The organism is Arthrobacter sp. 147(2020), from assembly GCF_013116715.1.
GTDB lineage: Bacteria > Actinomycetota > Actinomycetes > Actinomycetales > Micrococcaceae > Arthrobacter_D.
This window is the reverse complement of record NZ_JABFOM010000016.1, coordinates 1-19,570: the sequence shown is the minus strand read 5'-3', so window position 1 is coordinate 19,570 and position 19,570 is coordinate 1. Positions and strand designations below refer to the sequence as shown.

The 19,570-nt window shown below is 60.5% G+C and carries 18 protein-coding genes and 3 pseudogenes; 9 read left to right on the top strand and 12 right to left on the bottom strand.

The window, feature by feature from the left end:
• Positions 1–10 precede the first annotated feature (10 nt).
• The 3 genes from HMI58_RS11420 to HMI58_RS11410 form a co-directional block, all read right to left on the bottom strand.
• Positions 11–670 (bottom strand): SDR family oxidoreductase, encoded by a 660-nt coding sequence (locus tag HMI58_RS11420; protein ID WP_171619889.1) that lies wholly within the window; start codon positions 668–670, stop codon positions 11–13.
• Positions 671–1,187: 517 nt separating this feature from the next.
• A complete protein-coding gene (locus HMI58_RS11415) occupies positions 1,188–2,261 on the bottom strand; it encodes an MsnO8 family LLM class oxidoreductase (protein WP_171619887.1) in 1,074 nt (357 codons plus the stop codon).
• Positions 2,262–2,425: 164 nt separating this feature from the next.
• Positions 2,426–2,725 carry a substrate-binding domain-containing protein gene (locus tag HMI58_RS11410; RefSeq protein ID WP_318779202.1) on the bottom strand — a complete coding sequence of 100 codons (300 nt, stop codon included), beginning with the start codon at positions 2,723–2,725 and terminating at the stop codon, positions 2,426–2,428.
• Between the two features lie 586 nt (positions 2,726–3,311).
• Here HMI58_RS11410 and HMI58_RS11405 point away from each other — a divergent pair.
• Entirely contained in the window at positions 3,312–3,494 is a 183-nt protein-coding gene (locus HMI58_RS11405) for a hypothetical protein (protein ID WP_171619885.1), read from the top strand.
• A 1,164-nt stretch (positions 3,495–4,658) separates the two neighbouring features.
• On the opposite strand, the gene HMI58_RS11400 is transcribed toward HMI58_RS11405, so the two are convergent.
• Positions 4,659–5,027: a hypothetical protein gene (locus HMI58_RS11400; protein WP_171619883.1), complete on the bottom strand. Its 369-nt coding sequence runs from the start codon at positions 5,025–5,027 to the stop codon at positions 4,659–4,661.
• 27 nt (positions 5,028–5,054) lie between these two features.
• Complete coding sequence (locus HMI58_RS11395; protein ID WP_171619882.1) at positions 5,055–5,519, bottom strand: hypothetical protein; 465 nt, start codon at positions 5,517–5,519, stop codon at positions 5,055–5,057.
• A gap of 686 nt (positions 5,520–6,205) precedes the next feature.
• On the opposite strand from HMI58_RS11395, the pseudogene HMI58_RS11390 reads away from it, so the two are divergent.
• From HMI58_RS11390 to HMI58_RS14720, 3 genes and pseudogenes are all read left to right on the top strand, one after another.
• Positions 6,206–6,454, top strand: a pseudogene (locus HMI58_RS11390) (integrase core domain-containing protein); the annotation flags it as partial.
• A gap of 256 nt (positions 6,455–6,710) precedes the next feature.
• On the top strand, positions 6,711–7,460 hold the full coding sequence (locus tag HMI58_RS11385; RefSeq protein WP_225668060.1) for a transposase: 750 nt from the start codon (positions 6,711–6,713) through the stop codon (positions 7,458–7,460).
• Entirely contained in the window at positions 7,415–7,771 is a 357-nt protein-coding gene (locus tag HMI58_RS14720) for a transposase (RefSeq protein WP_318779201.1), read from the top strand. The genes HMI58_RS11385 and HMI58_RS14720 overlap by 46 nt, the downstream gene beginning before the upstream one ends.
• 86 nt (positions 7,772–7,857) lie before the next feature.
• Here the strand turns inward: HMI58_RS14720 and HMI58_RS11380 are convergent, their stop codons facing one another.
• The 6 genes from HMI58_RS11380 to HMI58_RS11355 form a co-directional block, all read right to left on the bottom strand.
• On the bottom strand, positions 7,858–8,208 hold the full coding sequence (locus tag HMI58_RS11380; protein WP_171619880.1) for a hypothetical protein: 351 nt from the start codon (positions 8,206–8,208) through the stop codon (positions 7,858–7,860).
• A gap of 104 nt (positions 8,209–8,312) precedes the next feature.
• Positions 8,313–8,795 (bottom strand): hypothetical protein, encoded by a 483-nt coding sequence (locus HMI58_RS11375; RefSeq protein ID WP_171619878.1) that lies wholly within the window; start codon positions 8,793–8,795, stop codon positions 8,313–8,315.
• A gap of 374 nt (positions 8,796–9,169) precedes the next feature.
• Positions 9,170–10,069: a F510_1955 family glycosylhydrolase gene (locus tag HMI58_RS11370; RefSeq protein ID WP_240153770.1), complete on the bottom strand. Its 900-nt coding sequence runs from the start codon at positions 10,067–10,069 to the stop codon at positions 9,170–9,172.
• A 91-nt stretch (positions 10,070–10,160) separates the two neighbouring features.
• Positions 10,161–10,793, bottom strand: a complete 633-nt coding sequence (locus tag HMI58_RS11365) for a DUF305 domain-containing protein (RefSeq protein ID WP_171619876.1) — start codon at positions 10,791–10,793, stop codon at positions 10,161–10,163.
• A 735-nt stretch (positions 10,794–11,528) separates the two neighbouring features.
• On the bottom strand, positions 11,529–13,628 hold the full coding sequence (locus HMI58_RS11360) for a copper-translocating P-type ATPase (RefSeq protein ID WP_225668064.1): 2,100 nt from the start codon (positions 13,626–13,628) through the stop codon (positions 11,529–11,531).
• A 95-nt stretch (positions 13,629–13,723) separates the two neighbouring features.
• Positions 13,724–14,047, bottom strand: coding sequence for a heavy metal-associated domain-containing protein (locus HMI58_RS11355; RefSeq protein ID WP_171619872.1), 324 nt, complete (start codon positions 14,045–14,047; stop codon positions 13,724–13,726).
• Between the two features lie 710 nt (positions 14,048–14,757).
• Between HMI58_RS11355 and HMI58_RS11350 the strand changes: the two genes are divergently transcribed.
• The 4 genes and pseudogenes from HMI58_RS11350 to mraY all read left to right on the top strand — a co-directional run bounded on the left by HMI58_RS11350 (position 14,758) and on the right by mraY (position 18,489).
• A complete protein-coding gene (locus HMI58_RS11350) occupies positions 14,758–16,011 on the top strand; it encodes an MFS transporter (protein ID WP_171619871.1) in 1,254 nt (417 codons plus the stop codon).
• 14 nt (positions 16,012–16,025) lie between these two features.
• Positions 16,026–16,370 (top strand): metalloregulator ArsR/SmtB family transcription factor, encoded by a 345-nt coding sequence (locus tag HMI58_RS11345; RefSeq protein ID WP_205208123.1) that lies wholly within the window; start codon positions 16,026–16,028, stop codon positions 16,368–16,370.
• Positions 16,371–16,501: 131 nt separating this feature from the next.
• Positions 16,502–17,137 (top strand): class I SAM-dependent methyltransferase, encoded by a 636-nt coding sequence (locus HMI58_RS11340; protein ID WP_318779200.1) that lies wholly within the window; start codon positions 16,502–16,504, stop codon positions 17,135–17,137.
• 249 nt (positions 17,138–17,386) lie between these two features.
• A pseudogene (gene mraY, locus HMI58_RS11335) lies at positions 17,387–18,489 on the top strand (phospho-N-acetylmuramoyl-pentapeptide-transferase).
• Between the two features lie 257 nt (positions 18,490–18,746).
• On the opposite strand, the pseudogene HMI58_RS11330 reads toward mraY, so the two are convergent.
• Positions 18,747–18,899: pseudogene (locus tag HMI58_RS11330) on the bottom strand (IS3 family transposase); the annotation flags it as partial.
• 37 nt (positions 18,900–18,936) lie between these two features.
• Between HMI58_RS11330 and HMI58_RS11325 the strand changes: the two are divergent.
• Positions 18,937–19,446 carry a DUF2254 family protein gene (locus HMI58_RS11325; RefSeq protein ID WP_171619869.1) on the top strand — a complete coding sequence of 170 codons (510 nt, stop codon included), beginning with the start codon at positions 18,937–18,939 and terminating at the stop codon, positions 19,444–19,446.
• The last annotated feature ends 124 nt before the right edge of the window (positions 19,447–19,570 follow it).

Sequence of the window (19,570 nt, the reverse complement as noted above, 5' to 3'; positions counted from 1 at the left end):
CCCGAATGGGCTAGGCAACCGCCTCCAAAGCTGCAGCGATGGGCTGGCTGCCGTCACGGAATCCGATAGTCCGGCCGATTGCGGCGGGCAGCTCCAGGACGGCCGCAGCAACGAGGGCGACGTTGGTGCGGGCGGTTTCGGCAGCCTGCCAGGGCTCGTTGACGTGGACGTCTATAAGGCCGCTGCCCGGCTTTTCCGTGAGCGCGCCGGGGCCGAGGATGGTCCAGTCCAAGCTGGTGCCGCGCAGATAGGAGTCAGCGGCGGCCTTGGCCTCCGCGTAGTGGAAGAAAGGGTTGTCCGGGGGCACTCCGTGGTCCGGTCCGGCTCCAAGATAGGACACCATAACGTAGCGGCCGACGCCGGACTGGGCAGCAGCGTCCATCGAGCGGATAGCGGCGTCACGGTCCACGGCGTAGGTTCTCCCGGGGTTTCCGCCGCCGGCACCGGCCGACCATACGACGGCGTCGTGACCCGAGAGCGCCTCGGCGATTTCCGCCGTCGTCGCATTCTCCACGTCCAGGACGACTGGGGTGGCGCCGGTTGCCGCGACGTCGGACACGTGTTCGGGGTTGCGGAAGATAGCGGTGACCTCCTGCCCGTCCGCGGCCAGGACTTTGGAGAGTTCCCTGGCCACTTTTCCGTGGCCGCCGATGATTGCGATTCGGGTCATAGACCCATTCTGTCCCACGTCCGGGCATTCCGGCACCCTTTGCGCTATCAGATTCGGCGGCGTTGCCGGCGGTCTGGTGGCCAAAGTGATAGCGCAACCGGAGACAGCTGTGGCCCCCTGCCGAGGGTGCTCCAGTCGCGTGCAGGTCAGGGCCGCGAACGCGGTCCCGACCCGGCGGCCGGAGTAGCTCTAACACGCTGCCTTGGTGCGGGACAATGGCTTGTCCAGTGTCATGCACTACCCCTAAGGTCCGGCCTCAAAACGGAAGCAATCCCCCGACTGGGTCTCCCCAAAAAGGGCACGGCCAATTGAAAACCACCGTAATGCGAGCGAACAACCCGATCGACGACCGAAATTATCCCGAATGCCGTCAAAACGTCCGGCAGCTTTCGGGGCAACACCAGACAGCGACGCCGGCGACACCTCCCTGCGCGGTGGCGCCGAGCAGTAACTCGTCCACCGCAGCCCTACTACAGCACCGGGCCGGGCCGGAATGGCTGCTCGGGCTGGGATGGCGCTAGGTGGCGTCAAGCCCGGTGGGCGTCGATGGGATGGCGCGGATCCCCGGGCGGTCGTCCAGGCTGCGGCGCTCGTCTTGGAGGAAGATTCCGGCCAGGAGCCGATCGGATTCCGCCTGTGCCGCGACGTCGAAGGCTCCGCCCGTGATCAGCAACTCGTCGGCTCCGGAGGTCGCGAGCAGGTGCTGGATTTGGGTCCAAACCTCTGAGGCCGTGCCGTAGATCGATGTGGACAGGCTCCTTTCGACCGCTTCCTTCTCCCGGAGAGTCAGCACGGCCCACTCAGTCGGACTCACGGGCGCCAAGGCAGCGAATTCGCCGGTGGTCCTGGAGCGGGCCAGCGCGACGGCTTCGGGCAGAAGCAGTTCTCTCGCCGCCTGTCGGGTGGCGGCCACTGCTACGTTGGCGGAAACCATAATGTAGGGCCGCTCGAACCAGCGTGATGGACGGAACTGTGTGCGATACCTATCCAGCGCCGGGAATGTGCCGTTCTGATCCGTCCGGAACACGGCTGGCCCACCCAGCACCACACCCAGGCCGGCACGGGCTGCAATATCGATTCCCGAACCGGTGGCCAACACGAATACCGGTGTAGCCGAATCGTTCCGTGGCCGGGCAGTGATGGCCGCGGCTCCGGACAGGTAAGCAAGCAGTTGGGCCAGATGGTCTTCAAATTCCTCCGCCTCCTGTTTCCCGGCGCGCAGCGCATCCCGGACGGCCGGGGTGAAACCGACAGATCGGCCCACGCCTAAGTCGATCCGCCCAGGATGCAGAGCCTCCAATGTGGCCGCCTGTTCGGCCACCAGGAGTGGTCGGTGGTTGGGAAGCATGATGCCGCCTGAGCCCACCCGGATGGAGTGCGTCCGTGCGGCTACGGCGGCCATCAGCACGGCCGGAACGGAACCGGCAATGCCTGGCACCGCGTGATGCTCTGCGACCCAGAAACGGTGGTAACCCCACTCCGCGGCCCGCTGGGCCCGTTCCAGCACGCGGTTCAGGGCATCCGAAGCAGAAAACCCGTCCCGGGCATTGGCACGGTCGAGAATGGAAATACGAAGAAGGGGAAGGGCCATACTCCTGGAACCACTCCGGGCAAGGAAGAATTCCGCTCGGGAACGCGGGCACGGAGTCCGGGTCCCCAAAGTCCTGGCACCGGGAGCGCGTAGCGCACTGACGATAAATCGAGTCATCTGGAAACACGCACCAGTGTTTTTCAAGGTGACCTTAACTCGAAAACTCAGTGAAAGGTAGGATTTCTGTTCGTCGTCGGGGCCGCCGTGGAGGAACGTGCCACGATACTGACTGGAAGTTCAGTCAGTACCGGTGAACTACTGTCCCCTTTCTCGGACACGCTTAGTTCGCTCAGGAGTTCGAGTGCTGCCCGCGTCCCCTGTTCCTCCACGAATTGATCGATAGTCGTCAATCCGAAAACCGTTCCAAGCGGGTGCTTGTCCACTCCGATAACGGATAGCTGATCTGGGACCCGGAGGCCAAGATCACGAGCTACAAGGATTGCACCATGGCCGCCATGGAGCACAAGGAAACCAAGGTCGGCGCCCTCTGCGCGCAACTGGGCGTCACCCGCCAAACCCTTTACTGCCACGTCTCCCCGAGCGGGGAGCTGCGGCCCGACGGCGCGAAGCTCCTGAAGCGCAGCATATTGCGGTGGGACGGTTCTGCGTGTCAGCCAGCAAGGACCTCGCTACGGAATATGCGCTGTTCACGGTGTAGTCGCTGATCAATGACAACTCCGGCCTTTATATGAGGTCTGCGAGTTCCATTGCCGATCGGTAGCCTGGCATTCGGGACTCGCGTGACCGTCAAACCTGCCCGCCGGACAACAGCACGATCTACCGGGGACTTCGCGTGGAGGGTCAGCGTATGGGACGTGTGGCCTCGTGCGCTCAAGACACCTTCGCCGGGTCCCTACTAATCGCGGAAATGAGCATCCTTGGCCCTTGGCCCCTTCGCGGTTTGACGACTATAGGAGCATCGTCTACAGGAGCATCGTCGTAGGCAAGACAGGGCCAGGGCAGGCCGGAGCCCTGCGACGGACGGCACTGGACCCAACAACCGGCCGCGCCAGCGGACGCCCGTGCTGGTCCTCCTACTAGGCTGGGCGCATGAATAACACCAAAAGGGCAACCCTCATTTGGTCGCTAGGGGCAGTTATTTTCTCTCTCATCGGCGTATACACCGCACTGACTTCCGACGGCGTTTGGTACCTGATCGGGTCCGCCATCCTTCTCATTCTTCCCGGTGCTGTCTTTGCCTCAAAGGCAATTCTGACCCTCCGGGCAGCTTAGAATCCCGGCCTCCCCTAGTCGGGTGTTCTTGCGAGAGACGCCTCTAATCGTTGTCGTGTTCTCCCCCGCCGTTTCGGCGGTGACCGTGCACGATCCGGAAAGTTGATAGTTGTGACATATACCCGTCGGCGTCCTTGGAAGGGCGCACTCATCTTCAGCGGCGTGGTTCTGCTGGCGACGATCTCGGTGATGGTGTTCGTGCCAACGGAACAGCCCTGGCTTCGCGGCCGGCACGTCGACGGTTGCTGCTGGTGTGGGAAGTCGTTTTTCCGTCGCTGCCCCGGGCGCGCTCATGCTGGTCGCCGTGGACCTGTCTATCGGCCGGCGGATGGCCGGCGATCTGGGGGTGTCAGATTGTTTGTGTAGGAGGGATGTAGCTGTCGGGGTGATTGGAGATCATTGTGGCTATGACTGAACCCCGTGAAGTGCGTCCGGAGGAGTTGGAACGCAAGGCTGCGGCGGTGACGGAGCGAAATTCTGGGCCGGGGTCTGCGCGGAACTGGCCAACCGCTGTGTCAGGGATGTGCTGAAGAGAAACATTCCGAGGGACGACAGGGCCCAATCCTCATCAATGAAAAGCTCAAAGCCAGCGGCTTTGCCGACGAAATGCTGCCGAAAAATGCAGCTGCGGCGATCGAGGAGCAGACCAAGTTCAGGTTCTCAGTTAACGACTTTACGAAGATGCGCCATCGGGACGGTGTCGGACCAAAGAAGGGCCACGGTCCATCGGCAGAATACGCCGACGGTGCACGGTGCATCGACAGCAAGGCACACAACAGCCACGTCTACACGCAGGCCTACATTGCCGCAATGATCCAGGAACTCCGCGACCCTGCCGGGCACGAAGCCGCCTTAGGAAGGGCTCCCGAGGTACCAGGTTCCACGCCTAGTCCGAAGCAACATCCTTTAGCCAAGCAGAAAAAGTAGCTGCGACAAGCTTCGCCAGCGCACTTCCCTGCACTACCCTGCTTCTGCTCGACGCTCTTCTGCCGATGCTGAATGAAGGCGTGTTGGCCGCTCGGTCCCGCCATGGTTTCCCCCCAGTCATCAAGGATCCGGAGCGCCGCTCGAGCGCTCGGAGGGCTGATACCGATGGTGTTGACGTCGTGGAGTCTTCCTTTCAACTGGAAGACCCGACTGTCAACAACCTCCTCAGTTCTATACCTAGCGCCGGTGCATCCGGAGTGCGAGGTGGATGCCGATGAAGGCCGCAACTCCCATGGTGCCGGCGAGTATCAGGAGGGTCTCCCCCGTGAGGAACCCAACGGCGGCGACGATGACGCTCGCGACCGCGGCGAGGGGCTGACGGTACGTCTCGAGATGGCCCAGTGGCAGCCTCTCGCTGATCACGCCCGTCAGGAAGAATCCGGCGCTGCTCAGCGCGAGGGCGATGATGCCCGCGATAATCAACGTCCGATCGGCGTTGACGTCGCCGAAGACGAGCGCTACGAACCCGGCGCCGAACACCAGTCCGATGAGGCCCGCGCTCCAACCGCCCAGCACGATGGCGCCCACGATCGCAGACAGCACCAACGAGAAGAGCACAAGCCCGATCAGGAACTACGCGACAGACTCGGACATGGCCTCCGCCACGGCGGGAATCGCGAGGAGGGGAGCGGCCGACCCTGCGATCATGGCGAGGGCAAGCGCCCCCACGGCGGCGGTTCCAGCTATCTTGACGGCGCCGTCGCTCGCGGTTTGCGGGGCCTGCCACTCGCCCGCTGCGCTGAACCAAATGGCGGGCAGCGAGCCGGCCAACAGAGCCAGCGCCAGCGGCAGCACCAGCCCGGGACTCAGGAAGTAAGTGGATGCGTCGGCGTACGAATTCTCCGGCGCGTACCCCAGGAACGGTATGGTGCCCAGCATGGCGGCGCACCCGAGCAGGCCGATCAAGAGGATGCCCAGAGCGACCCGGTTCATCGCGCGCATCTGGCGCTGGCCGAGACCGGGTGGTGCGGGGCGGTCGGCGACCTTGCTGTTGGGGCTCAAGCGCGGATTCATCTTGGTGCCAGTGCGTCTGCTCATGCCGCGGTCCGTTCGGTGCGCGGGCCGCGCTCGGAGCCGATTGTGCCACCTGATCACCACCACGTCATCACTTTCGCCCGTGTGGCGCAGCTGAGTCGGACCTATCGTCTGAGGCGCTGAGGTCGGTTTCGGTCCGCCCCGATCACCCGGGATCGTCGAGCACCCTCTTGGGCAGGCAAATCCACGACGACATGGCATCCGTAGGGAGTGGCGCTCGGTGCAGGCGGGGCAGGTTCGAGGAACCCGACGTGTCAGTCATTCTTCTGACCGGCTGATCATGTCGGCTTACGGAAAGATGAACCGGGGGGCGACTGCGCTAACCCCGTCGGCCCGGCGAGGAGAACTCATGCGGATCAAGAAGAGACAACTGGGGATTGCTGCGGGGCTGCTGGCGATCGCCGCCCCACTGACGGGGGTGCAGCACGGACGGTGGGCTCAGGGAGACCGAGTCCCGGCTCAACGAGTTGTCCGGCGTCACCGGGTCATACATGTGGGATTCCTTCGACGGCAGCCCAATGAGTAGGCGGCTAAGCGCACGGCTCTATGTGGACGATGACCCCGGGGCAAGCATTCCAGCTCTCCTCGACGCTGGCCTCGAGACGGCGTGGTCGTTCACCGGATTTCGACCTAGCGCCGGCGTGACCATCGAGGTCGTCGTCGGCTCTCGCCCTCAGGAGCCCCAAGCGGGCGACAGCTACGATAACGCGCTGGCCGAGACCATGAACGGCAATTTCAAGACCGAACTCGTCCGCGGCCCCGCCCGACCTGGTCCGTGGAAGACGGTTGAAGACCTCGAGCGAGCAACCCTCGGCTGGGTCCACTGGCACAACACCGAACGTCTGCACGGCTATCTCGGGGACATTCCGCCCGCAGAATTCGAGCAGGCGCTCTATGCTGGCAAAACCACCATCAATCAACTGGTGGAAATCAAATAACGCGAGTCTCCATCAAACAGTGAAGATGATAGTGAGCTTCCGGTGGGGTTTGACTTCCCAATAAACTGACGCACTTTCGGGTGTTGTCCTGCCTAGGACCCGTCTGCCGCGCCGGGGGCTCGTCCATGGTCTGGAAGGCCGGACCGGGCGGGGACGTGACTTCATAGGACCCTGTTCAACGTGCCCGGTCACTGTTGTGTCCGCCCGGCCCGGTTCGGTCATCCAGCACGCTACGAGTGAAGGAGACCATTCCAGAATGACCGCTGTGCCACCTGACAAGCAACCCGTCATCATCGCCGGAGTCGATGCCCACAAAGACACCCATCACGTCGTCGTGTTGGACGGTAACGGCGTACGACTTGCCGATAAACAGTTCCCCGTCACCACCGATGGTTACCGGCAAATGCTCGGCTGGGTCACCGGTTTCGGGGTGCTCGACAAGATCGGTATGGAATCAACCGGTTCGTACTTGGCTGGCCTCACCCGGTTCCTGCTCGACGCTGGGGTCGAAGTTCGAGAAGTCAACACCCCTCACGCTCACACCCGAGCAAGGATAGGCAAGACCGACGCGATCGATGCCGAGGCCGCCGCCCGAAAGGTACTCGCCGGAGATGCAACAACCCGACCGAAAACCACGACCGGAGCGGTCGAATCGATCCGGCTCCTCACCGTGGCCCGGAACTCCGCGATAAAAGCCCGCTCCGCCGCCCTCGTTCAACTACAGGATGTCCTCGTCACCGCACCGGCCCACCTCCGCGATCAAATAACCGCGAAAGGCGGGCACGCGCAAGCCACCCAGTGCGCAAAGTTCCGTGCCGATGCCACACGACTCGATGATCCGGCCCAAGCGGCGAAGCTCACGCTACGCAGCCTCGCCAAACGTATTCACGCGCTCGATGATGAGATCACGGCCCTCGATGCACAACTCGAGAAACTCGTCGCCACAACTGCCCAACCCTCGTGTCCCGACTCGGGATTGGCACCGGGCATGGCGCTCAACTCCTGATCACCGCGGGGCAGAACGTTGACCGCCTCGGATCCGACGCGGCCTTCGCGCGTCTCTGCGGTGTCGCCCCGATCCCCGTCGCTTCCGGCAGAACACACCGAATGAGACTCCACCGCGGCGGCGACCGGCAAGCCAATCGTGCACTCCACATGATCGCGGTCTGCAGACTCCGTTACGACCCACGGACCATCGACTACATGCAACGACGCCTGGCCGAAGGACTCTCGAAAAAGGACATCCTCCGCTGCCTCAAACGCTTCATCGACCGTGAGGTCTTCAACGACCTCAAAACCGACCTCGGACTCACTTGATATCTATAGCACCGTCCCAGAGCGTTTCACTCCTGGTGAGTGACTACAGCTACGACACGGTTTCGTAGAGGCCAGTCACGTTCGGGTCAGAGTCTCCGCAGCGAGTTAGGCGCAGGGAATGGCAGCGAGTGATGACGCACATCTGAGCCCACCGCCGCCGCAGCGCCTAAGTCATCTTCCTGGACGCGGATTCCGCTTGGCCCTGCTTCTGCGATGCGCACATGGACTGATTGTCCACCAGGTAGGTCGAGTACCCACATATCGGCCAAGAACGCGAGGCCCTTCTCGTCCAAAGCTTCTTCGGCGGATAGCCAATCGACTTCCTCGGTGATTTCGGTACCAAGCGCGTCGTGAGCGACGAAGCCTTCCCCGCACATGCGAATCCATCCGATACGGTCACCGCCGGGACGACGATGTTCAATCCAGTTCTCATCCATAGAAAGAGTTTATCCAGACGGCCTATCGGCCGGCAGCGCTAGTGCCGGTGGACCGCTGCGCGGCACTCCGGCAAACCCGGGTCTCCCAACGGGGGTCCATCACCTCAAGGCGAGGGTCCTGGTCCTCGGCTATCGCGGTGCTTGTCCGGGCCTGTGAAGACCTGCCCAGAAAGCGATGCGTAGTAGTACATGTTGTCCCGGAGCTTCAGCTCTTCATCAATCAGTTCAGTGAACGCCGCCGCGGCGTCGGGATTCGTTGGAGGCATGTCGCTAGTGACGATCTTCGGTCCGGCTGCTCCATCGCAGGAAACGACGAACCCATCGCCTAACTCTGCGGCGAGCCTCCCAGCCAATTCTTCGGCAAGAGCCTCAGACCGTTCAGAGCTCTCGAGAAGCAGACCATCCACTCCCCCATAGGAACCACTGTCCCAAGTGGTTAGATCCGCGACGAGTTCTTCCGTCAACGCAGAGTCCGCATAATCGACGGGACCGCTCGCCGCCCAGATCGGTGAATCTGCATAACCAGAGAACAAACGAACCACAGGGCGACCACCATGCGGAACCCTCACCTCTTCATCCTTTTTCACACTTCCGATCCTCCTGTCAGACTTCCGGACAAACGATCCCTGCCAAGCCGCCCTCTCCCATGAGGCGCAGGTCCAGTATCTTTCATGGAGGCTTACCGGCGGAGAACCATCCCCAACCCGGTCTTCTACGCTCCGGATTGATCTGTCATCAATTGAGGTAAATCCATGGTTTTTTCAGTGACGGTGCAGCATTCCATCGGATACCACCCTGACAAGTCAAGCGAGACTATTTGAGGTTTGCTGATCGCATTCACTGGCCTGATCGCCTGAATAGTGCCTAAGGAAGGGGGGCTCGGGCAACGCCCCCGCGACACCGAATCCTGCAAATCTATGCAGTGATCTGTATGTGGCGGAGTATTCGTGCTTACCAATGTTTACTGATGGTTCGATCTGATGTCGGTGAAGGTTTGCCCGTTGTCGTTGGAGACTTGAACACTGTTTTCGGTCGCCACCCAGATCCGTAGTGTGGAGTCGTCGAGCATCTGGGTTGCGATCGCCGCTGCCTCGCCGGGAGCTGGGCCTTGTTCGACCCAGGTCAGACCAGCGTCATCACTGGTGTGGATTTGCCCCTCGGTTGTGATTCCGGCGGCTTTCCCTTCAGATAGTGCGGTGAGCATCAGCAATGGTGCCCCTGGTACGGCGGCCCATGTGGCGCCGTCGTCGACGGAGCGTTGCAGGCCGGCCTCCGTAGTCGCCAGCACAATACTGTCCCGGGGATTTGCGGCCAGATGGAAAGCCGGAACCTGCTCATCCACGGGTTCCCAAGTTATTCCATCGGCGCTGACCCTGAGCTGTCCGTCGAACCCGACTATTCCGCCGTCCGTGGCGGCGAGGGCGTGAAAATCGGACTCACCTTGCATGGACAGCGGTTCCCAAGTCCGGCCCTGATCGGTCGACCGGATCAGCCCCACCGGATCGGGCAAATTGGTTCCTGGACCAGGATGGCCTGAGGCATATAGATCACCGTTTCCTGCCGTGGTGAAACCCATCAGATCGATGGATGGTCCGAGCTGAATCGCCGGGGACTCCGTGACGTCGAAGAGCCCATCATGGGTGGCCAGGAAGACTTGGTTCGTATCCGGGTTTACGCTCATGCCGTGGACATGACCGGAGGGATAGCCTTGCGCGCTAGTAGCAGCAACAGAGGATTTGCTGGTGTCCGGGCTCGGTTCCACTTGCGGTGAGCAGCTCGTAAAGACCAGGAGGCCGGCGGCGAGGACCGTTACTTTGGCGCATAGTAGCGGGTATGTGTGAGGAAATTCGGAGCGGGTCACAGTGATGATCCTTCGGTGTCACGAGCAAGTACAGGGCGAGGGTGGGGAGGTCCAGATGTCCGGCCCTCCCCACCAGCTAACTAGTGCCGAGTTAGAGTTCGGCGAGCAGTTCTTCCATTTCCTGGATTTCAGCCTGTTGGGTTTCCACGATCGTCTCAGCGAGAGCGATCGCTTCAGGGTTCTCGCCGTTGTCGATTTCTTCCTGGGCCATGTCAATCGCGCCGTCGTGGTGTTCGGTCATAGATTCGAGGAACATCATGATCGCCTCGTCGCCTTCGGCTGATTCGAGGTCGGCCATCTGGTCCTCGTCCAGCATGCCGTCCATGGACCCCATATCGTGGCCCTCCATGGCACCTTCAGGCATGATCGGCCGGTCCCAGGCCTCCAGCCAGCTGGTCATGGTTTCGATTTCCGGGCCCTGGGCTTCTTTGATCTTGGTGGCGAGGTCGGCTATTTCGGGGCTGATGTCGTCCTTGGCGAGAATCATGTCGCTCATTTCCACCGCTTGCTGGTGGTGGGGAATCATCATCTGAGCGAACATCGCATCTGCGTCGTTGTGCTCGGCGGATACCTCAGCACCGGATCCGGTTGCCGAAGGCGATGATTCCTGGGTGGAAGCCGTAGGCTCCGTCGCCGGGGTCGCGGGTTCGTTGTCGCTTCCACACCCCGCGAGGGTGATGACAGCTGCGACGCTCAATGCTGACAGAGAAAGGTAACGCGTCATGGTGATCTGATCCTTTGCGAATTCATCTAATGAAAGTCTGTAATGGGGCCTGTACTGGGCGTGCATTGCCAACTGGTGCAAGCATGTGCAGCACACGAAGAAGGTAGGTACCGGTGTTTTATGTCCGGCTGATACAGAGTTGAATCAGAGAAGGAACAGGAATCGATAAGGGTCGCAACCAGATCAAAGGCGGACCACGCAGAAGCACTGACCCGGGAACAAACCGGCCAGAACGTATCAGGAACGCCATCACGGCAATGACGATGACCGCCAGGAGACACATTCCTAGGGCCACGCCGTCATTCCCGCAGGACCCAACACACCCCTGCCCCCCTTCGCCGGCGCCCCCATCGGGGGGAACGGCAGAGACGTCGTTTGCCTGAACGTGGTGCGAACCGCCCATAGACGTCGCAGGTTCGGTCTCCGATGTCATGGAACTCGTCGAGAGCACGACGACGTGGGTTGCGGCACCCTGCGCTGAAACTCCCTGCGCTGAAACCCCGTGAGTTGATGTGCCGTGACCGCCCATCCATACGTGCATGGCGAGGATCCCGATGATCATGGCGGTAAACCATAGAAAGGTGAGGGCTGACCGCGACAGATCGAGCACTGCCCGTTGTCTGATCGCGCCTGCCACTGCCTTACCCTTTCATGTCCGTCGATTACTTCCAGCCTAGTGAACTCCCGGCCTCGTCCTCCAATCAGGAGGATGACGCCAGGAGTCTCCTTTCTCCACTAGATGGTGAAGCGTTCAGGGCTGAGGTCGATCCTTCGCAGGAGTTGTGCGTTCAGCGCGACCACAATAGTCGAGACACTCATCAGTACTGCCCCCGCTGCTGGAGAGAGCACAAAACCAGCGAAGGCCAACACGCCAGCGGCTAGCGGCACGGCAATGAGGTTGTATCCCGTCGCCCACACCAGGTTTTGGATCATCTTCCTGTAACTGGCCCGGGACAGGTCGATCATCGCCAGAACTGATCGTGGATCGTTGCCAGCTAACACCACGCCAGCCGATTCCATTGCGACGTCGGTCCCGGCACCAATTGCGATGCCCACCTCTGCCCGGGCCAGCGCGGGGGCGTCGTTCACGCCGTCGCCGACCATCGCCACTTTCAGGCCGCGAGCCTGCAGCTCGGCGACCTTTGAGTCTTTATCCTGTGGCAACACGTCCGCGAAGACTTCATCGATACCGAGTTCGGTCCCGACTGCGTCCGCGACCTGGCGTGCGTCGCCGGTAATCATCGCAACTTTCACGCCCATGGCCTGAAGCGCTTTCACCGCGGCCCGGGACTCATCCCTGACCCGGTCTTCGAGCCGCACGGCACCAATAACCGAGCCGTCGCGGACCACGTGCAGCACAGAGGCGCCACGGCCGACCCATTCCTGGACGGTATCTCTCATGTCCGAAGGAGTCTCCAGCTGAAGTTCCTTGAGCATATTTGGGCCGCCAACAATGACCTCGGACCCGTTGACCTTCGCCCGAACACCCCGGCCGGTCATTGAAAATAAGTCACTCCCGCGATAGCCGAACGCATTCGCCTCCTGATTGTGCTCGACAGCCTGAACGATGGCCCGGGCTACCGGGTGTTCGCTGTCGGACTCTGCCGCTGCGGCCAGAGCCAACAACTCCCCATCCGCCATTTCGCCGGAGGTGACGGTTGCGGTGACTGCGTGCCGCCCTTCGGTGAGGGTTCCGGTCTTGTCGAACAACACTATGTCGATGGTGCGCATGCGCTCCAACGCCATCCTGTTCTTGATCAGCACCCCGGCTTTCGCCGCGCGCTCCGTTGAGATGGCGATGACAAGCGGGATCGCCAAACCCAGGGCGTGCGGGCACGCGATGACCAGGACGGTGACGGTTCTGATGACCGCATCATCGGGGCTGCCCAGCAGGATCCATGCGATGAAAGTGATGATGCCTGCTACCAGTGCGAAGTAGAACAGCAGCGCGGCGGCCCTGTCGGCGAGGGCCTGGGCTTTCGATGACGAGGCTTGCGCCTCGGCGACCAGGCCCTGAATCCCTGCCAGGGTGGTGTCTGCCCCGACGGCGGTCACCCGCACCCGTACCGCGTTGTCGGTTGCCACAGTTCCGGCGACCACCACCTCACCGACGGTGCGTTGCACGGTGCGGGATTCGCCGGTGATCATCGCCTCATCGAACTCGGCCACACCGTCAACGACCTCACCATCAGCTGGCACCCGGGCCCCTGACCGGACCAGAACGACGTCGCCCGTGGCCAGCGAGCTCACGGGAACGGTTTCGATTCCGGCGTCGGTGACCTTATCTGCTTCATCAGGGAGAAGCGCGGCAAGTGCGTCCAGTGCACCCGCAGCGGATCCGAGGGCACGCATTTCCATCCAGTGCCCCAACAACATGATGACAACCAGCAGAGCTAGTTCCCACCAGAAGTCCAGGTTGAAATCACCAATCCCGAGCGTCGTGACCCAGGAAGCAATGAACGCGACGCTGATAGCCATCGCGATCAGCAACATCATCCCCGGTTGTCGGGACTTTAGTTCAATAACCGCACCTTTGAGGAACGGGGCACCGCCGTAAAAAAAGATGATGGTGCCCAGGATGGGTGAGATCCACGTCGCCCCCGGGAAATCCGGTGGCGTGTAGCCGACGATCATGGCGAACATGTGGCTGAACAAGACCACCGGAACAGCCAGGATCAGGCTCAACCAGAACTTGTTTTTGAACATTGCGGTGGAGTGTCCCGCATGTTCTCCGTGGGAGTGCACTTCATGATCCGAATGCCCGGACCGGGTCTGGTGACCATGGTTTTCGTGTTGATCGGGATCCAAAGCGGAAGTCGGTTCCGTCGTGGGCATGGCCTGGCCGTGTGTATCGGTATTCGTGTGGTGCTGGTTTTTCATTGTTTTTCTCCTTCAGTCAAACGGGATCGTGTCCCGGACCTGAGAAAAGATCAGGCGTTAGAAAGCTGGTACCCGGCTTGTTCGACCGCGGAGCGTACTGCTGCTGCGGGAACTGCCTGGTTACTGAGGACGGTGACCGTGGAGGTCCCGCCGGACACAAGATCAATCTGGACGTCGGTGACGTCATCAATCTCGCCGACTGCAGAGCTAACCCGGGATGCGCACGACCCGCAGGTCAAGCCGGTGACACCGAAGCTGGCGCTGAGGCTACCAGCTGCGGGAACCGATTTGGTTTTGTTGTCCTGGGGTGCGCAGCAGGCGCATTCAGAAGATGATGTGTCGGTCAGGGTCAGATTGGAAGGGGTGCCGCACATGAGAGTCTCCAAAATATGAGGAATGGCTATTCGAGAATCAGTGGGTGTAGCCACCCGTGGTCATTCACGTTGGCTACAGCCGCTCGAGGGACCTTCAAGGAGTAAGCGGCCTATGACGGGCTCGGACTTCCAGCTCCGGCACCCACAAAGTATACCCCCTAGGGGTATAAGTCAAGGCACCCTCTTCTGTACTTTTCCCGACAATGACGGGCCGAGAGCAAAGCGTGGGACTTCCTCAATTCCCTGTCCCCCTGTCACTCGGATGCGTATCGCTCGAAGATCGACTACATTCGGCTGATTTCCTCTCGCTGGGTCTCCACGATCACATCGCACAGTTCCACTATTTATGGATCCGTGATGTTAGATTTCCGGCAGACCAAGATGGCGCGGGAGTGGTGCCAGATCGATCTGAAGGCACTAAACCGCGTCCCCTAAAGAGGCGAACGCGATCAGCAGGAAAAAGCCCAATATGAGCGGCACCACCGCCTGCACGGTAATGCCCTCTCTCCCCCGGCTCTGAAACTGAAATGAGTCGTCCCGGCTTAATCACTACTCACCACAACCTGCCCCGTTCCGCTTCGTTCCTACGCGCATTCATTCCTACAGCGCCAAAGATCAATAACAGCCGACAACTACATAGACATTAAGTGCACAAGTGTGCACTTAATGCTATAAATAGGTCCGGTCCGCTGTGATGGGAGAGGCTCAGGATGTTCGGGGTACTTCGTGTCACGGCTTATCGGAGACTGTTCATTGCGCAGATCGTGGCCCTGCTGGGAACGGGACTGTTGACGGTCGCTCTTGGCTTACTGGCGTTCGATCTGGCCAGTAGTCGGGCTGGCGCCGTGCTCGGTACAGCGCTGACTATCAAAATGCTGGCCTACGTTCTCCTCGCCCCGGTAATGGCCGCGCTCGTGGAACGCTTACCGCGCAAAGCGGTCCTGGTCGGATCGGACCTAGTGCGTGCAGGTATCGCTACGGCGCTGCCCTTCGTAGACCAGGTCTGGCAGATCTACGTCCTGATCTTTATTTTGCAGTCAGCATCAGCGACCTTCACTCCAGCTTTCCAAGCACTCATCCCTGTGGTTCTGCCGAAAGAGCGGGACTATACCCGGGCGTTGTCTCTCTCCCGTCTGGCCTATGACCTGGAATCCTTACTCAGCCCGGTACTGGCGGCCGCGCTACTGACCGTCATGTCATACAACAACTTGTTCATCGGCACGGTCGCAGGATTTCTTGTCTCAGCCCTGCTGGTGATGACCACCTGGTTACCGCAGATACCTCCAGTGGAAAGATCCGGATCCTTCCTACACCGCACCACCCTGGGCACCCGGATATTCCTGCAAGAACCTTCACTGCGCGGCTTGATGCGGCTTAATGTCGTCGTCGCTAGCGGGACCGCCCTGGTGCTGGTCAACACCGTGGTTTACGTCCTCAACATTTTCGAGGGATCCACTACCGGCCTTGCGGTCGCGTTGGCCTGCTACGGCGCTGGCTCCATGATCGTCGCCCTCACCGCCCCGCGGATTCTGGATCGAGTCACTGATCGTTCACTTATGCTTCTCGGAGGAACTATTGTCCCGGTAGCCATCTTCGGATCTGGTGTCATCGCGTGGACAGGACAGTCTTGGCTCCTGCTCCTCATCACCTGGGCGATCCTCGGGGCCGGAACCTCGATGATCAACACGCCCTCCGCCCGATTGCTGCGACGCGCAGCCACCAATAACACCCGCGCCTACCTTTTCACCGCCCAGTTCTCACTCTCACACGCTTGCTTCATCATCACTTACCCCGTCGCCGGCTGGGTAGGCGCGACCGCGGGTCAGCCCGCAGCCGCCACAGTCCTGGCGGTCCTCGCTACACTTGGCACAGTAACTGCACTACGGATTTGGCCGTCCGTCGAGCAACAAGTGCCCACATCCACCCGTCCAAAGCATCCCGGCAGAGCGGAAGCGGAACTGTAGTGAACGAACCACAACTGCACCAAAGGCCGAGCCTGCACCACCCGGACCCGCCCGACACGGTTCGCCTCGAGACAGGCGCTGCCACATTTCGGATGCTCTCTGACCCCACTCGGCTACACATTCTGTGGCTCCTCACGCAAGGCCCCGCCGATGTCACCTCGCTGGTGGAACAAACCGGCGCCAGCAGAACCTCGGTAAGCCAACATCTAGCAAAACTACGCTTTTCAGGCCTGGTAAGCACCCGCAGAAACAGCAGGCATGTGGTCTACAGCATCGTCGACGGGCACCTCTCCAGACTCGTCGAAGAAGGAATTAACCACGCCGACCACCTCGTCAGCGGCGAACCACCACACGCCTAACCCGCCCTGCCCTCGACCCTGACCAGGCCGACCCCGCCCGGATACGGCGCCGGTGTACGAACTCCCCAGGATGCTCCGACCATCTGGCCCCGTCTGCGGTCCAGGATCCATCACAAGGAAAGGTACACAAAGTGGACAATCAACGCGATGCGGTGAGAAATGACACCGGGATGAGATCAGGCGCTGAAATTCTTTGGGATGGGTATGCCGACGGCTTCGACGAGAGCGCCGACCATGGACTCCGGGACCCAAATGTTAAAGCGGTCTGGGAATCACTCCTTCTCCCCATCCTGCCCGAAGCCCCCTGCAACATTATCGATCTCGGGTCTGGAACTGGCAGCCTGTCCATCCTCCTCGCCGAACAAGGACACCAAGTAACGGGTGTGGACGTCTCTAAGAAAATGGTCGACCTCGCGAAGGCGAAGGCTGGGGCGGCAGGCCTCGACATCAAATTTGTTCACGACGACGCCTCCACCCCCGACTTCGGAAACGGCGCTTTCGATGTTGTGCTGGCCCGGCACGTCCTGTGGGTCTTTGATGATCCAGATATTGTCCTACGGAGATGGGCTGCTCTACTCCGCCCCGGCGGAGTGCTCATTCTTATCGAAGGGCGGTGGACAACCGGAGCAGGCCTCGCATCGGACGAGTGTGTAGAGCTGGTGCTCCGGAACCGACACGAAGCAACACTTCATCCGCTGAGCAACAACGTCGCCCTATGGGGAGAACCCGTCACAGACGACCGGTACCTGATCCTCAGCAGACGATAGCGGCGCGACCGGCCTCGAAGCATCACACGCAATGCCTTATTAGGCAGCGCCACGAACGGAAGTTTGCTCAAATCAGCACCGATGATGGCAGCAGCAACGCACGAACGCTGGGGGTTCGTTTGTGCGGGCCTCCCTGATCCTGCTCTGGTCCTTTGATAACCTCGGCGAAGTCTTGCAGGCCATACATGGGGGGAACGTGAATAGCGAAGCATCCGGTCTTGGTTCAGACGGTAAGTGGGTGCTCGATACATGATCGCGCTGCTCGTTGCTGCGGCCTTGGCCCTGATTCTGTCCATGTTCGGTACGCCCTTGTTCGCGCGTTTCCTGATCAATAAGAACTACGGCCAGTTCATCCGCGAAGACGGCCCGACATCACACCACACCAAGCGCGGAACTCCCACGATGGGTGGGGCAGTGATCATTGGAGCGGTAGTGATCGCGTACTTCACGACACACGGCATTAAGATGCTGTTCGGTGATGCGACCGGCCCATCGGCCTCCGGACTCTTACTACTCCTAGTCGCCATCGGCATGGGCTTGGTGGGCTTTTCGATGACTACATCAAAATCTCTAAGCAGCGCAGTCTTGGTCTCACCGGACGCGCGAAGATCATCGGGCAAACAACTGTCGGCGTAGCATTCGCCATTCCGGCCCTCAACTTCCCGGATGAGAACGGGCGAACTCCGGCCTCAACTGCGATATCGTTCGTCCGCGAAACCTCCTTTGATTTGGCATTCGCCGGACCGTTGGGCGGGGCAATCCTCTTTATCCTATGGTCCACCTTTATTCTCACTGCTACGTCCAACGCCGTGAATGTCACCGATGGGTTGGACGGTCTAGCCGCAGGCGTCTCTATCTTCGTTTTCGGTGCCTACATGCTCATAGGTATCTGGCAGTTCAACCAGCGCTGCGCTGCCCACGGTGTCGCTGAGAACATCTGCTACGAAGTACGAGATCCACTCGATCTGGCCTTGATTGCAGCAGCGCTGTGCGGTTCTCTCGTGGGATTCCTCTGGTGGAACACCTCGCCAGCAAAGATCATCATGGGCGATACTGGCTCGCTTGCCCTCGGAGGGGCAATGGCCGGATTTGCCATTCTGTCCCACACCCAACTCCTCCTAATCATCCTGGCCGGGCTGTTCGTGATGGTCACAATGTCCGTCATCATCCAGGTGTCCTACTTCAAAATCTCCGGCGGAAAGCGTGTCTTCCGGATGACTCCGCTGCACCACCATTTCGAGCTCAAGGGATGGGAGCAAGTCACAGTCGTAGCCCGCTTCTGGATAATTGCGGCCCTCTTCGTCGCCACCGCCCTCGGCATCTTCTACGCCGAATGGGTTGTACTCGTGTAAAACAATTCATCACCTTCGCGATCAATCCTCGCGAAGGGACGCATGAAGTTCAGCAAATAGGAAACCGGTCCAAGCGGGACCGACGACAGACAGTTCGAGGCGCTTCACGTCTAATTCAATCCGTGTCCCAGTCTTGTAACACCGATGCCGTTGTGGCTCTGGGGACATCTATAAAACGAGCGGAGGTGCGACCGTTGGACTCTCAACGTCTAGGTCGCCCTGTGCGAATGGTTGGGGCCCCATTAGCAGTCCAGCGGCTATGCGATAGCTAGTTGGTTTTCTGCGGTCCAGTTTTCCCAGTACGCCGACGGTGTCATTCCGTTGAGGGATCCGTGGGACCGTTCATGATCGTAGATCTGTTTCCATTCATCGGCGAGGTATTTCGACTCGGCCAGGGTGTCGATGATTTCGGTCCTCAATGCCGTAGCTCTTGGCCCGGAACGAACCATGAATCAGGACGTCGCCTACGGCCTCCGTATGCTGGTCGACATTGCAATCGGTGCTTTATCTTCGGGGCCGTTCGAAGATCCGACTACCGCCGTGCAATCCATCGACCGCATCCACGACGTCCTACGCCACATCGTTCACCGGCCGCTACACTCAGGAGAATTCAGTGACGACCAGGGCTCGCTCCGACTCACTATGCCACTTCTACAATGGCACGGTTTCGTCCTGATCGCCTTTGAAGAAATCCGGGAAGCCGGCTCCGAATCGCCCCAAGTTGCCCGACGGCTCAAATTCGCGTTGGAGGACTTGATCGCAGTCGCGCCACCAGACCGGCGGGCGTGCCTTGAACACCAACTAACGTTGCTAACAAACCATGTCACATCATCGGCGTCCCACCGCCGGAATCAACAATTCCCACTCGCATCCGACCCATCAGGGATCGGTTCAGCCATCGACCTAGTCACCTCCAAGTCCGACGAACAAGACCACTCTCCCGGCACAGACACATAGCGCACATTAGATGTGCCAGATAGAAGCACAGGGGTCTGACACCAGCCAATCCCGACCCGCAGAACCTCATGTCGGTGACGGTCGAAAATTGAGCCGTTGTGACGGTTGAAAACTGAGCCACCTG

Coding starts and splice junctions, on each gene's coding strand:
- HMI58_RS11420 (WP_171619889.1), bottom strand. CDS start 670: ATGACCCGAATCGCAATCATCGGCGGCCACGGAAAAGTGGCCAGGGAA.
- HMI58_RS11365 (WP_171619876.1), bottom strand. CDS start 10,793: ATGACGCGTTACCTTTCTCTGTCAGCATTGAGCGTCGCAGCTGTCATC.
- HMI58_RS11355 (WP_171619872.1), bottom strand. CDS start 14,047: ATGTGCGGCACCCCTTCCAATCTGACCCTGACCGACACATCATCTTCT.
- HMI58_RS11405 (WP_171619885.1), top strand. CDS start 3,312: ATGAATAACACCAAAAGGGCAACCCTCATTTGGTCGCTAGGGGCAGTT.
- HMI58_RS11380 (WP_171619880.1), bottom strand. CDS start 8,208: ATGGATGAGAACTGGATTGAACATCGTCGTCCCGGCGGTGACCGTATC.
- HMI58_RS11415 (WP_171619887.1), bottom strand. CDS start 2,261: ATGGCCCTTCCCCTTCTTCGTATTTCCATTCTCGACCGTGCCAATGCC.
- HMI58_RS11350 (WP_171619871.1), top strand. CDS start 14,758: ATGTTCGGGGTACTTCGTGTCACGGCTTATCGGAGACTGTTCATTGCG.
- HMI58_RS11325 (WP_171619869.1), top strand. CDS start 18,937: ATGAATCAGGACGTCGCCTACGGCCTCCGTATGCTGGTCGACATTGCA.
- HMI58_RS11385 (WP_225668060.1), top strand. CDS start 6,711: ATGACCGCTGTGCCACCTGACAAGCAACCCGTCATCATCGCCGGAGTC.
- HMI58_RS11395 (WP_171619882.1), bottom strand. CDS start 5,519: ATGAGCAGACGCACTGGCACCAAGATGAATCCGCGCTTGAGCCCCAAC.
- HMI58_RS11360 (WP_225668064.1), bottom strand. CDS start 13,628: ATGCCCACGACGGAACCGACTTCCGCTTTGGATCCCGATCAACACGAA.